Genomic DNA, 13570 nt, shown 5'->3' with positions numbered 1-13570 from the left:
CCAAATGGAAACACCGGCGAAGACACATATCAGCAGACGAGACCCTGCGATCGTCATGCGGCTTTCGCGACTTGGGTCACTACATCAATGCCGCCTGAGCTTCATGCGGCAGCTGACTCGTCGCATGGCAGCAGAAAACTGGTCATTTTCGCGACCAGTATTCGACATTGATGCCAATGGTGTCGGGTGCGCTGTTTATACTGCGCAAGGGCCGGAAAGGGCGTATTCACTTGTCGCCTTTGCTCACGATCTGCCGCCAGAAATGCGTTCGGACCGGGTTATCGCAACAGCCTGGGATGCCACGTTCACGCTTTTTGACGGCATCCCCAGCGCCGAGGACATCGACCGATTGTCTCGCAATATTCCCTTGCAGGAAGCGGGGCGGGTTACAGAAAGCGAACTGTCGGTTTCGCGCGCCAACCGGTCAGTTCGGTTGTGGGAGCATTTCGTAACTGCGCTGGCATCCGGGAGGCAGCCCGATCCTGAAAAGACTTATGCCGTCGGATATCTGATGCGTACGACCGCGGTATATGGCTCGGGAAAACTGGGCGCTGCTGATCGCGAAAAGATCGCCAACCGACCGGAAATGCAGGCTCCGTTTCAGGCTGAAATGCTCTCAGTATATCTGACGCGCGTCTTTGTTCGGGATCTTGTCCAGCATATGGCGCGTTCGAGAGGAGGCGATCAGGCAGCCGATCTTGATCCGGCCATCGCCCAATGGTTGGGGATTGGTAACTCCACGGGATTGGGTATGGCGCCCTATCTGATTAACCATCCGGTCCTGTTCAACAATTGGATTTTGGCACGTGAAGAGGCGATCGTCCGCGTCCGTACGGTAGAAACGGCAACTGCGGAAGAGGCCTCGGCCTTTCGAGAAATCTTCGAACGAAGTAAATTGTTGATTTCCTGGTGGCGTTCAGAGCATCCAATTCAGATCGAAAAGCTGTCCGCATTGTCTGGCGATCTTGCGGCGATAACTGACTATCTTTCTCAGGACGGCCTGATCAAGCAGTACCCGTGGGATCGGATGGTCAAGTGGTCGGAAGGCGTTCTCAGTCAAGAAGGGCAAGAGCTGATCGCGTCGCTGATCTTGGAGCCTTATGGGCAGCTAGTCGACGGCCTAGCTGATTGTATGGCCGATAGCAATCCAGACGCCTTCCGGATCGATGGGTCAATGACGGTAGAGCGGCTGCGCGCACTGTTGGAAGAACAGTTCAACTGGGCGCTGGCCGTGAATTGGGAGGTGCCTGAGAACCGTGCCCGCGCATGGTATGTGTCCGAGGAAAAGCTGGAACCGAGGCTTGGCGAAAGATTCGAGGAACCGATTGAGGAGTATGAGCAACCTCTGGCCCCCGCCCGGGATGCTGCGGCTGCTTTCAAGGCGTTGATAGAATGGGACGGCAAAAAGCCGGTGGCAGAATTTCTGTTAGAGCACCCCGAACACCGCCATACCGTCCGTCGTATTCAAATCCGTCAGATCGCGCCTTACGGCGAGATTCAGGACAACACCATTGGCGCCGATCTGTTGCCCATCGACATGCTTCGGGCAAAGCTATCCTTCTTTGGAGCTACACATTTCGACCCGCGCTCTGATCGCTGGGTGCGGATCAGCATGTACGCGGGAGCGCCCTATCCCGAAGACCTGAGTACTGAAAACGCCGACCTGTGGGTTTATCCGGAGGCGCAGAAATGAGTTTCGCCTTGAACGAAATCGAAGCCACCGCCAAACGCGCCACTCGCGGTGCGGGGTATACTTGGGGGCAAGCTGAAGAAGCATCGAAAGCGACCCGTTGGCTCTGTGAAAAAGGATCTGATGGCGCTGGCGTATTGGCTCGGCTGTTGGAACAGGATCTGGCGTCGGATCCAATCTTGCACAGCCCTCGGCAGATAGAAGCTTCATGGCAGGGTAGTGAGGATCTTTGTCCATTGGTAGCCGGGCCGTTTTTGTCCGATTGTGCGCATCTGCTGAAATCTGGTTCGATCAAGATGCGAGACGTTGCGCTCCCTGAACTGCTGTTGCCATTTGCCGCTGCTGCTGCGCGCACTTTGGGTTGCTCGCTGATAGTTGACTGCGACGGTCTTCAAGTGGTGACGGACGGTGTGAATTTGGCCTCACCAGATGCCATCCCTGCTCGGGCTCGGTCAGTCACAGTTTCAAAAGGTGATGCACCGGTCCCGTACCGACAACAATGCACACGCGTGGAACCGGATCCGGAGGACTGGGCAACTTTGACCGGTTTCGCTCATCGCACTTTTGCTCCCGCATCCGATGAATCCCGCCTGCTGGGCGCAGGGGCCGGGCTATCCGACAACGACTGAAGAGGTATTGAGATGATAAAAACCAGGGCTCTTACTATCGCCGAAATCGAGGAACTATCATTTCGCGCCCTCGTGGGTGCCGGAACGTCGGAAGAGAACGCGCGTCCGCTCGCTATTGCAACGGCCGCGACCGAAGCGGATGGCGTTGCCAGCCACGGGCTTGCCTATATACCGATCTATTGTGAACACGTGCAGTGCGGAAAAGTAGACGGTCAGGCAAAACCTGTCTTGGCGCGACCAAGGTCGGGTGTGATTACAGTCGATGCAGCGACAGGTTTTGCCCACCCCGCAATTGATCTTGGTTTCGAAGCACTGATCCCGGCCGCCCGAGAGCAGGGGATTGCGGCTCTGGCGATCAGGAACAGCTATAACTGTGGGGTTTTGGGTTATCACACCTATCGGTTGGCGCAGGCGGGTCTTGTTGGTCTTGGGTTCACCAATGCACCGGCTTCAATCGCCCCGTCAGGTGGCGCAAAACCAGTTGTTGGTACAAACCCGTTTTCCATTGCCGCGCCCGGCACCGACGGTCAACCCGCTTTGCTTATCGATCAGAGCGCAAGCACCATTGCCAAAAGCGAAGTCATGAAACATGCCCGTGAAGGCAAGGCGATTCCGGTTGGCTGGGCGCTGGATCCCCAAGGAAACCCAACCACCGATCCCAATATCGGCCTCAAGGGCTCGATGGCCCCTTCGGGCGGCTACAAGGGTGTGGGAGTCGCGTTGCTGACCGAAATCATGGCGGCGGCGCTGACCGGGGCTACATTGGGAATACACGCTTCACCCTTCTCTGGAACTGCGGGCGGACCACCCAAAACCGGCCAGTTCTTTATTGCCATTGACGCAAACATAACCTCCGGTGACGCTTTTGCGGCAGGTATTGCCGGTCTTGTGGAAGCGATAAGGTATCAAGACGGAGCACATTTGCCCGGAGATGGCCGACGCGCAAAGCGCGTGGCTGCGCGAAAAGAGGGTGTGGCGGTAAGTATGGCAACCCTGGAAAAAATTGAGGCCCTGATGACCTAGGCCGCGCGGCATGCTCCTTGGATGGACGCCGCCCAAAGGAACGATCCTACAATAAAACTATCAAATACGTGCGAACAGGGAGGAGCACATGTCATCCAAACCACCTTTCACCGACTTGCAGATAAAAAGGGCCGCAAGCGGTTTTTATGAAGGGCACAGCGTCGAAATCGCTTTGCTGAGTAAGGCTATCATGGTCGGCCTTGTAATCTGGGCACTCGTCTGGCCCGCGAACGCCAACGGCGTTCTGGGCAGCCTGAACTGGCGTTTGCTTGAAGATTTCAATGCATTCTACATTGTCATCGTCGGCTTCTTCTCTTTCTTCCTGCTTGTGGTTGCACTGCTGCCTCAAACGGGTCGACGGATCATGGGGCCTGTGGGCGAGAAACCAGAATTCTCCAATTTCTCATGGTTCTCGATGATGTTCGGCGCCGGTCTGGGCGTCGGCCTCATGGTTTTCGCCACCGCTGAACCGATGGGACTTTGGGGATCGAACCCGGTTGTTCTGGCGGGTCAGGTAGAAGCCAATACCGAAGCCGCAATCCAATCTGGTTTCCGGTATACGTTCCTGCACTATGGCTTCCACGCTTGGTCAATTTATGTGGCGACTGGTCTATCGCTGGCCTACTACGCCTATACCCGGAACATGCCACTGACCATCCGTTCCGCGCTGACACCACTGTTCGGCAAGATGTTGAATGGCATCCTTGGACATGTCGTTGACGTTCTTGGTGTCGTTGCCACCATTTTGGGTGTGTCGGTTACCATCGGATTTGGTGTTTCGCAGTTCATCGACGGTATGTATGCCATTACCGGAATGGAATGGATGATGGACATGACCGGTGAAGCGCCGGCTCCTGGCACCGTTGGTTTGATTTCCGGACTGTTGGTCATCATGGGGCTGTCGATCATCTCGGCTGTTTCTGGCGTGGGTCGGGGCGTGAAATATCTGTCGAACCTCAACCTAGTCCTGTCGATTTTGCTGCTGCTGACCTTTGTCGTATTCGGTTCGTTCCTGTTTGCGATGACGACTTATGCAACTGCTTTTGTCGATTATCTGATGCATTACGTCTCGCTCAGTTTCGGTGCGTTTGGTCCGCAATCTTCTGCAGATTTTGCGGCAGCACTTCCGGCAGAGGCGGCACCATACGCTGACGCGCTGCGTGGCGGAGCAACCAACGCTTGGGGCTCGTTCGACGGCTTCAAATCCGGCCTTGAAGGCGACGCCGCTGCATTGCCCGAAGAGGTTCTGGCTGCTACCTACGCCGCCGGTGAGCCAGGTCGTCAATTCGGCTGGCAAGCGGGTTGGACTACGTTCTACTGGGCCTGGTGGATTGCGTTCTCGCCGTTTGTTGGTCTGTTCCTTGCGCGCATCTCCAAGGGTCGCTCCGTGCGTGAATTCATCGTGGGCTGCGTGTTCGCACCAGCGATGGTCTGCTTTGCGTGGATGACCGTTCTGGGCGGCACTGCAATCGATATGGAAGTTACGGGTGTCGCCGAAGGCGCAATCATCGGTGCGTCAAACACCGCGAAACTGTTCGTGACACTGGAACAGATCATTTCGGGCGGCTTGTTGTCCGGCGTTACCGTGATGTGCGTGGTGTTGATTATGACCTTCCTCGTCACTTCGGCTGACTCGGGCATTCTGGTTATGAACACCATCATGTCTGGTGGCGACCAGAACATTGGCAACAAGCACAAGATCGTATGGGGTGTCATCCTGACCCTGGTGATCGGCACATTGCTGATAGCTGGCAAAACCAATGGTGGCGCGGACCCCATGGAAGCACTTAAGAGCGCAATGATCATCGGCGCATTGCCGTTCACGATGGTCATGGGGTTGATGTGCGTCGCTCTCGCCAAGGCACTGTTCCGCGATAGCCAACGAGACCGTATTGCAACGGCAGCAGCCGAGTAATCAACAATTGCGGACAGCCACATCGTGGCTGTCCGCACCTTAAGGCAGCGCAACCTTTTAATTTGATTTGTCTCGCCCGAAGTTCTTAGGCTTGGTTTTGCAAATTTCGAGGTCGCCGTCTCAACTTCGTTCTTCACAGTGATCAACGATTGTCGCGGGTATCCAGCGCGGCGGACCTAGTGCCTGGTTACTAAAGCACGGGATTCAAACTTGTTGCCGGTTTTTGATACCGAACTCCTGTACATGTATGACGGGGTACCGTTTGGATGCTCAGGTCAATTTGAACATCCGATTGCCTCACCAAGTCACGCACTCGTTCATCAGACATTCCACCCGCATGTAGATCAGTGGTTTTGATCTTCTGATTGTGTTCTCAGTTGCTATTGGCGCGAATGGCTTCAAGCCGCTCTAAGTTTACTATGGTCGAGAGCATAAGGCGGTCGTGACTCCAATCTTCGGAGGGCTTTAGGGACGCGGTGCCGATCGCCAGAATTATGGCAAAAAGGAATGTCATGGACAAAACCGCGTTGTGACCGCTTGAAACAGAGCTAGGTACATGATGAAGTGCTAGAACCCGTTGGCGTAACGCGTTTTTTGCTTTGCTGCCATTTACCAAGGCCACATTCATTACCTTAGGTCCATCTTGAGATATGCTGCGCGAGCAGATGTTCAGCAGACAACGGGAATAGTCCCTCGCGTCCAGATCGCGCCGGACGATCACTGATTGATCGCATGCCAGTTCACGCAGTCTTTCGAACTGATGTTTGAATACCAAGAAAGCTGGGTTCCAAAAAAAGACGGGACGCAGGATTTCAAAGGCAAGTTCCCACTCCACATCGCCTTCGCGCAAATGCTGGAACTCGTGCGCAAGCGCGAATTTCAACTCCTTTGGATTTGAAAGCAAATCGCTCGGCAGTACGACGTGGCGACGTAGTATGCCGCGAACGGCGTATGGAATTGTGACGCGATCCGAAACGCGCACGTCAACGCGTGCGGTCCGACGCCACAAGAAACTATCCCGGATTGTTTGGTGGATACAAGTCGCCGAACGAACTGCACGGGCTGCCATGAGCATTGCCCCTAGCGCCAAGGTTGTCAGAAACAGTGACGCAGCGACAAAACCGCCCGAAGTCAAGCCTTCGATCCAACGATTGCGAGTGTTTAACAATGCTTCGAAATCTGTTGCCGGTATTGCAATTTCACCGCGTAGATAGGCTGCTACAGCTAGATCGCTTACGGCCAAAGAACCGCCAGACCAAAAGTTGCCCGCTATCATTTCCGTAGCGATTGCCAGAAACGGGCTGAGTAGCACACAGATGAACAACGCTTTGAGGATTCCAAGCTGCGCCGGATACGCAAATCGTAGGGGTTTGAGTTTGAACACCAGCTTGGCAAAGCCCCAAATCATGGACGCAAGAAAAAGAGTGATATTCAAGTCGATATAGACGTCGAGAACCGGTCTAACCGCTGTCATTTTGCAGTCTCCTCTCCACCAATGCCCGAATTTCCTCAAGATCGGTCTCTGTCAGGCCTGCATCGTCGACCAGCCGCGCAACAAGCGTCGCGGGTGTGTTGTCGAACAGTGTCCTTGACAAGTTCTGAAGTGACCGAGCCTGATATCTGTCTTTATCCAAAAGCGGTTTGTAAATGAGGGACTTCCCTTCTTTGCGGCTGGCCACAAAACCCTTCTCATCCAGAATCCGCAGGATTGTCGCACCGGAAGTGTATGCGAGATCACGCTCCGGTGGCAGCCGGTCCAACACATCTCGAACAGAGCCTTCGCCCAGACCCCAGAGTTCATTCATAAACTCCAGTTCGACTTCGGTAAGAAGGTTTCCGCTTTTTCTTTTTCTCATGGATCGGTGTTTATTCGCCAATTGTTGCTCGTCCTTTCAGAAAAGCACCGTTTCCTTCGGTAAAAAAGCTTAAACTTTCCAAAACACGAAGATACCCCAGCAAATCGCAATGAAAAGCGGGATCCAGATAGGCTGTCCAAACAGGCCAAGCCAAGACAGGAATATATAGGACGACCCCAATAGAGAAATGAACAACCGATCTCCAAGCGTTGTGGTCAGTCCCAGCACACCGCGCCGTTCAACACCGTCGGGATAGCGGGTGACTTCAAGGATACCAATCAAGGCGATCGCGCTGAAAATACCAATGAAGACGGCGAGTGTTGCTGGGGTCCAAGCCATCCAGAAGTCCGGCCAAAGCGGGTCCGTCCAGGAGAACCCTTTTTCTTCCTGTTGCCCGACATTCCCCCATCCGGCCTTGGCTTGCGCACGAGCAAAATCGGGTGCGAGAAAGAAGAGAAAAACGGCAAGTTTTTTCATTGTGTCCCTCATACTCGTCCCAACGCGAAACCGCGCGCGATGTAGTTTCGGACGAACCAGATGACGATTGCGCCTGGAATGATCGTCAAAGTTCCGGCTGCAGCCAAAAGACCAAGTTCGTATCCAGCGCTTGAGGCCGTGCGTGTCATGACGGCCGCAATGGGTTTGGCCTCAACCGCGGTCAGGGTTTTCGCCAGCAGCATTTCGACCCAGGAAAACATGAAACAGAAGAACGCGGCGACACCGACGCCCGCCTTGATGTTGGGCAGAAATATCTTCAGGAAGAAATGTGGAAAGGAATATCCGTCGACATAAGCCGTTTCGTCCAGCTCCTTCGGGATGCCGCGCATGAAACCTTCGAGGATCCAGACCGCCAGCGGGACGTTGAAAAGTGTATGTGCCAGAGCCACGGCCAAATGTGTGTCGAACAGGCGCAGGGACGAATACAGCTGAAAGAACGGCAAAGCAAAGACCGCAGCCGGTGCCATACGGTTGGTTAGCAGCCAAAAAAACAACTGCTTGTCGCCCAGGAACCTGTAGCGCGAAAAGGCATAGGCCGCTGGCAGGGCGACGCTTACCGAAAGGATCGTATTCAGCGAGACATAAAGGATGGAATTGATATAGCCCCAATACCACGTCGGATCTGTGAAGATCGTCTTGTAGTTGTCCAGCGTGAACGTTTGCGGGAAGAGCGAAAACCCCGACAGGATTTCGTTTGTTGTCTTGAAACTCATCGCCACCAGCCAATAGATCGGCAGCATCAGGAAGGCGATATAGAGTATCGGGACAATGGACCGCTTTCTCATTGGGCATCATCCTTTGTCATCAGAGTGTAGAAGATCCAGCTGACAAGCAACGTGATTGCGAAATAAATCAGGCTCATCGCCGCCGCAGGACCAAGATCGAACTGTCCCAGAGCAATCTTCACAAGGTCGATTGACAAAAGGGTGGTCGAATTGCCGGGGCCGCCGCCGGTCAGCACAAAGGGTTCGGTATAAATGTTGAAACTGTCCATAAACCGCAGCAAGACGGCGATAGTCAGAACCGTCTTCATCTTGGGCAATTGGATGTAACGGAACACCTTCCATGGCGATGCACCGTCAATTTTGGAGGCCTGGTAATAGGCGTCGGGGATCGACACAAGGCCTGCATAACACAGTAGCACGACCAGCGAGGTCCAGTGCCAGACGTCCATGACGATGACGGTGATCCAGGCTGAAAGCGGTTGTTGCGTCATGTCATAGTTGATACCCAGGACGTCATTCAGGAAGTATCCCAGAAGACCGATTTTGGGCAGGGTGAAGATGTTCCACATCGAGCCGACCACGTTCCATGGAATCAGCATCGGCAGGGCCATCAGCACCAGACAGACTGGCACCCAAAATCCTTTTCGGGGCATGGATAGCGCGACGATTATCCCAAGCGGCACCTCGATTGAAAGGATCAGCGCAGTGAATAGGAATTGCCGCCCTAGCGCAGCCTGAAACCTGTCGGACCGCAGAATCTGTTCGAACCAACCCAGTCCCTCCCAGAAGAACTGATTGTTACCAAAGGTCTCCTGCACCGAATAGTTGACTACTGTCATCATCGGCACCAGTGCGTTAAAGGCCACCAGCAATAGAACCGGCAGGACAAAGAACCAGGCCTTTTGGTTTTCCGTTCTCATGATGCGCGCTCCGTAGTGGCGATCCAGCCATCGCGATAGATGCGGGTCTTCTCTGGGAGGAATTGAAGGTGAATAACGGAGCCGGGTTCCGGGGCAGAACGATCACTCACGGCTTTCAACGTAGAGCCTCCGACGATGGCATCGACGACAAAGTGACGACCCACATCCGCAACTTTTGTCACTTGCGCCGGGATTCCTGTGCCTCCTATCGACACGTATTCCGGTCGAATGCCGAGTTTGACATCGCCACTGCCGCCGATAACTGGACCTTCGAGTTCGACCGGATGCCCCTCGAATATGGCTTTGTTCCCGGTGATTTCACACGGCAAGACATTCATGCCGGGCGAGCCGATGAAGTGTCCGACAAATGTATGTTGGGGCCGCTCGAACAGTTCAACCGGCGTGCCGATCTGAACAACCTCTCCGTCTTTCATAACAACAACCTCGTCAGCAAAGGTTAGCGCCTCGGTTTGGTCGTGGGTGACATAGATCATCGTCGCCCGGACTCTTTGATGCAGTTCCTTGAGCTTGGAGCGCAGCTTCCATTTCAGATGCGGGTCGATCACCGTCAGAGGTTCGTCAAACATGACGACATTTACATCTTGCCTGACGAGGCCACGTCCCATCGAAATCTTCTGTTTGTTGTCCGGGCTGAGATTGGCGGCACGAGTGTTCAGCAAATGCGTGACTTCCAGCATTTCAGAGATCTCACCGACCCGGCGTTCGATCGTTGCAGCATCAACTCCTCTGTTTTTCAGTGGAAAGGCCAGGTTTTCGCGGACGGTCATGGTGTCGTAGATCACCGGAAACTGAAACACCTGTGCAATGTTCCTCTGATCCGGTTGAAGCATGGTTACGTCTTGATCATCGAACAGAACCTGACCTTCGGATGGGGTCAAAAGACCTGAAATGATGTTGAGTAGAGTGGTTTTCCCACAACCCGACGGGCCCAGCAATGCATAGGCGCCGCCGTCGCGCCATGTCACGTCGATTTCCTTCAGCGCATAGTCTTGAGGCCCTGAGGGGTTTGGGAAGTAGCTGTGTTTCAGGTTAGATAGCTTGATCTGTGCCATGTCAGGCCACCCGCCTCCCGTCCTGGCCGAAATACCTGCAATGGGACGGGTTCATAAAGAATGTGTGATCTTCACCGACGCGATAAGGGTGAACACCGGGGGCCAGCGAGACCCAAGACTGATCGCTCAGTTGAAAATGAGCGCTGGAATCCGAACCCGACAATTCTGTCACGATGATCCGTCCCTTCAATTCAACGTCGCTCGCATTCGAACGGTTCGGCGTTACACGATGGGGACGTATGGCAACCGTGTAGTCTCCATCAGGCAGTTCCGCAGCCGCTCCTGCCAAAGTCCAGCGCGCCCCGCCATCGAGAATTGCCTCCAAGCCAAGTTTGGATATGTGGGCTGAGTTGATCGGTGGATCAGAGAAGACCTGTGCGGCGGCCAGATTTTCCGGATTTCGGTAAATCTCGGAAGTTGGACCGAACTGCGTGATGCAACCGTTCGCCATAAGCGCCGTCTGCCCGCCAAGCAACAGCGCCTCTTCCGGTTCTGAGGTTGCATACACAACCACCGCACCGCGGCCAGCAAACAACTCTGGCAGTTGTTCCCGCAGTTCTTCACGCAGTTTGTAGTCAAGGTTGGCAAGCGGTTCGTCCAGAAATACGGCGCGAGATTCTTTTGCAATTGCACGTGCCAAGGCTGTTCTTTGCTGTTGGCCCCCGGACAGTTCCTGAGGACGACGGCCAAGCATCGGGAGTAGCTGCAACAGGTTGGCGGCCTCTTCCACGCGCGCGTCAATTTCGCTTTTTGCCATCCCTGCGACGCGTAGCGGCGAGGCAATATTTTCAAACACTGTCAAATGCGGATAGTTAACAAAGAACTGGTGGACGAGACTGATGTTGCGCTTTTGCGTGTTAAGTCGAGTTACGTCCAGCCCATCCATCACGATGCGCCCGCCAGCCAGTGGGTCGAGGCCTGCCATCATTTTGATCAGAGAAGTTTTGCCCGAACCTGTGGCGCCCAGCAAGACATTGAAGTGTCCGGATTGTAATTTGAGTGTTGTAGGTTTGATATGCGTCACCTGACCCACACGCTTGGAGACGTCGTGAAGTTCAATCATTTCCGTGATTTCCAGTCCCGATTCCCCAACGCTTCGCATCAAGTCGTTGGGCTTGTCTTGTTTGGTTGGGATCGCCAGACGACTGGCGACCCCTGTTTCGCGTTATTGGGACTGCCAGCGCGCCACCAGATCGTCATAGTTCACGGTCTGACCTTGCGGCTTTTCGTTTTCCAGTTTCGCTTTCGGAGAACCGGGCTTTTCCAGCCAGAATGCATCGTCCTGCGGTTCGTTCAGACGTGGTCCGCAACCGCCGTAGACACCAGCGCTTTCGTCGGCTGCCTGCATCCGGGCCATTGTGATGTCCATCTCTTCGGCCAGACGATCCATCGCCTCTTGCGGGGTGAAAGCACCAGAGTTCACGTCACCGATCTGCTGCCACCAGATCTGGGCCAGCTTCGGATAGTCCGGGACGTTGATGCCAGTCGGCGACCAGGCCACGCGGTCAGGCGAGCGATAAAACTCTACGAGACCACCCAGCTTCGGTGCGCGTTCGGTAAAGCTTTCATGCCGGACGGAAGAGTCACGAATGAAAGTCAGACCGACATGGCTTTTCTTGACGTCAACAGTCTTGGAAGTGACGAACTGTGCATAGAGCCAAGCTGCTTGCGCCCGGTCAGGCGGTGTGGATTTGAGAAAGGTCCATGACCCCACATCCTGATATCCGACCTTTTGGCCTTCTTCCCAGTATGGACCATGCGGGCTGGGTGCCATCCGCCACAGTGGAGTACCGTCATCATCTACAGTGTTGTTGCCTTCAGACTTCGGCTTGACCATGTCTGCAGTGAATGCGGTGTACCAGAAGATCTGCTGAGCGACATTGCCCTGAGACAACGCCGGCAGCGATTGGTAAAAGTCATACGACGCGGCGCCCGGAGGCGCATAATTTCGCAGCCATTCATCCCATTTGCGGATCGCATAGACTGCGGCCGGGCCGTTGGCTGCACCACCGCGCGACACGCTAGCGCCAACAGGATTGCAGGTACCCGCTTCCATTCGGATGCCCCATTCGTCGACCGGAATGCCGTTGGGCTCGCCTTTGTCCCCAGCGCCCGCCATTGACAGCCACGCATCGGTCATGCGCCAACCGAGGTCAGGTGCACGCTTGCCGTAATCCATGTGGCCATAGATCGTGACACCATCAACCTCCTTCACGTCATTGGTGAAGAATTCAGCAATGTCCTCGTAGGCCGACCAGTTGACCGGAACGCCCAAGTCATAGCCATACTTTTCTTTGAAAGCAGCCTTCAGGTCTTCGCGGTCGAACCAGTCTTTGCGGAACCAATACAGGTTCGCGAACTGTTGGTCAGGCAACTGATACAAATTGCCATCCGGGCCGGTGGTAAACTGGATTCCCATAAAGTCATCCAGATCCAGCGTCGGCGATGTCGTTGCGGCCCAATCGCCGCCCATCATTTCGGTAAGATTGTAGGCCAGTTGCAGGCGCGAGTGGGTGCCGATCAAGTCACTGTCGTTGACATAGCCGTCATAAAGGTTCCTGCCGGTCTGCATTTGGGTCTGAACAGCCTGAACGACTTCGCCTTCACCAAGAATCTGGTGATTGACCTTGATGCCGGTAATCTCTTCGAACGCCTTGGTCAGCACTTCCGCTTCATATGAATGGGTTGGAATGCCCTCGGAAAGGACGTTGATTTCCATCCCGGAATAGGGGCCTGAGGCGTCGATGAACCACTTCATCTCGGCCATTTGTTCATCTTTTGACAAGGTCGATGGTTGGAACTCGTCGTCGATCCAGCGTGTTGCCGCGGCTTCGTCAGCCATAGCATAGCCGTGTCCCGCAATGACGGCGGCAACCGCCACTGCGGAAAGCAGATGTTTCCTCATCTGTCTCCTCCCAGTGTTATGTTTTTTCCAGCCGAGGCCGGATGACTAGTAGCATTTGCGATTGCCCTGCATTTTGTCAAACTAATTTTTTAGTAAGTGATGTTGAATAGCCTCCTCTGACTGGCCAAGTTATTGTTTGGTGCATCCCTGACCGTTGATCCGTCGGCATGATGGTTTCGGTATTGTTTACGCAGCCAATGGCTTGCCGAAATGCGAGGATTCCATGGGGTCGATTGGACCGTTGAGTTCCGCCATAGTCACTCCTCGCGCAATTCCGCCTCATTTCCGACGTCAAAAATTCTCAATCACGCCAAACAAACACCGTGTTGAGCGCGA

Annotated in this window: 12 protein-coding genes; 4 read left to right on the top strand and 8 right to left on the bottom strand. The window is 54.5% G+C overall.

Annotated elements, in window-relative coordinates; genetic code table 11:
* The first annotated feature begins 4 nt into the window (after window positions 1-4).
* From AC2FMY_RS00305 to AC2FMY_RS00290, 4 genes are all read left to right on the top strand, one after another.
* Entirely contained in the window at window positions 5-1693 is a 1689-nt protein-coding gene (locus AC2FMY_RS00305; protein ID WP_496748329.1) for a hypothetical protein, read from the top strand.
* The gene (locus AC2FMY_RS00300) at window positions 1690-2319 is read left to right on the top strand and encodes a DUF3726 domain-containing protein (protein ID WP_496806840.1); all 630 of its coding nucleotides are present in this window, start codon (window positions 1690-1692) and stop codon (window positions 2317-2319) included. The genes AC2FMY_RS00305 and AC2FMY_RS00300 overlap by 4 nt, the downstream gene beginning before the upstream one ends.
* 12 nt (window positions 2320-2331) lie before the next feature.
* Window positions 2332-3342 (top strand): Ldh family oxidoreductase, encoded by a 1011-nt coding sequence (locus AC2FMY_RS00295; protein WP_480751658.1) that lies wholly within the window; start codon window positions 2332-2334, stop codon window positions 3340-3342.
* Between the two features lie 88 nt (window positions 3343-3430).
* A complete protein-coding gene (locus tag AC2FMY_RS00290) occupies window positions 3431-5257 on the top strand; it encodes a BCCT family transporter (protein WP_496748331.1) in 1827 nt (608 codons plus the stop codon).
* 373 nt (window positions 5258-5630) lie between these two features.
* Here AC2FMY_RS00290 and AC2FMY_RS00285 read toward each other — a convergent pair whose 3' ends face one another.
* From AC2FMY_RS00285 to AC2FMY_RS00250, 8 genes are all read right to left on the bottom strand, one after another.
* On the bottom strand, window positions 5631-6731 hold the full coding sequence (locus AC2FMY_RS00285) for a M56 family metallopeptidase (RefSeq protein ID WP_496748332.1): 1101 nt from the start codon (window positions 6729-6731) through the stop codon (window positions 5631-5633).
* Entirely contained in the window at window positions 6718-7113 is a 396-nt protein-coding gene (locus AC2FMY_RS00280; protein WP_480751702.1) for a BlaI/MecI/CopY family transcriptional regulator, read from the bottom strand. The genes AC2FMY_RS00285 and AC2FMY_RS00280 overlap by 14 nt, the downstream gene beginning before the upstream one ends.
* Before the next feature lie 69 nt (window positions 7114-7182).
* The gene (locus AC2FMY_RS00275; RefSeq protein WP_496748333.1) at window positions 7183-7590 is read right to left on the bottom strand and encodes a DUF2160 domain-containing protein; all 408 of its coding nucleotides are present in this window, start codon (window positions 7588-7590) and stop codon (window positions 7183-7185) included.
* An 8-nt stretch (window positions 7591-7598) separates the two neighbouring features.
* A complete protein-coding gene (locus tag AC2FMY_RS00270; RefSeq protein ID WP_496748334.1) occupies window positions 7599-8396 on the bottom strand; it encodes a carbohydrate ABC transporter permease in 798 nt (265 codons plus the stop codon).
* Window positions 8393-9256 carry a carbohydrate ABC transporter permease gene (locus tag AC2FMY_RS00265; RefSeq protein ID WP_496748335.1) on the bottom strand — a complete coding sequence of 288 codons (864 nt, stop codon included), beginning with the start codon at window positions 9254-9256 and terminating at the stop codon, window positions 8393-8395. Before AC2FMY_RS00265 ends, AC2FMY_RS00270 begins: the two co-directional genes overlap by 4 nt.
* Window positions 9253-10329, bottom strand: a complete 1077-nt coding sequence (locus AC2FMY_RS00260; protein ID WP_496748336.1) for an ABC transporter ATP-binding protein — start codon at window positions 10327-10329, stop codon at window positions 9253-9255. Before AC2FMY_RS00260 ends, AC2FMY_RS00265 begins: the two co-directional genes overlap by 4 nt.
* Before the next feature lies 1 nt (window position 10330).
* Entirely contained in the window at window positions 10331-11392 is a 1062-nt protein-coding gene (locus tag AC2FMY_RS00255) for an ABC transporter ATP-binding protein (RefSeq protein WP_496748337.1), read from the bottom strand.
* 102 nt (window positions 11393-11494) lie between these two features.
* Window positions 11495-13234, bottom strand: a complete 1740-nt coding sequence (locus AC2FMY_RS00250; RefSeq protein ID WP_480751672.1) for an ABC transporter substrate-binding protein — start codon at window positions 13232-13234, stop codon at window positions 11495-11497.
* Window positions 13235-13570: the final 336 nt, after the last annotated feature.

The organism is Ruegeria sp. YKSE079, assembly GCF_059612845.1.
This window is presented reverse-complemented; position numbering and strand designations above follow the sequence as displayed.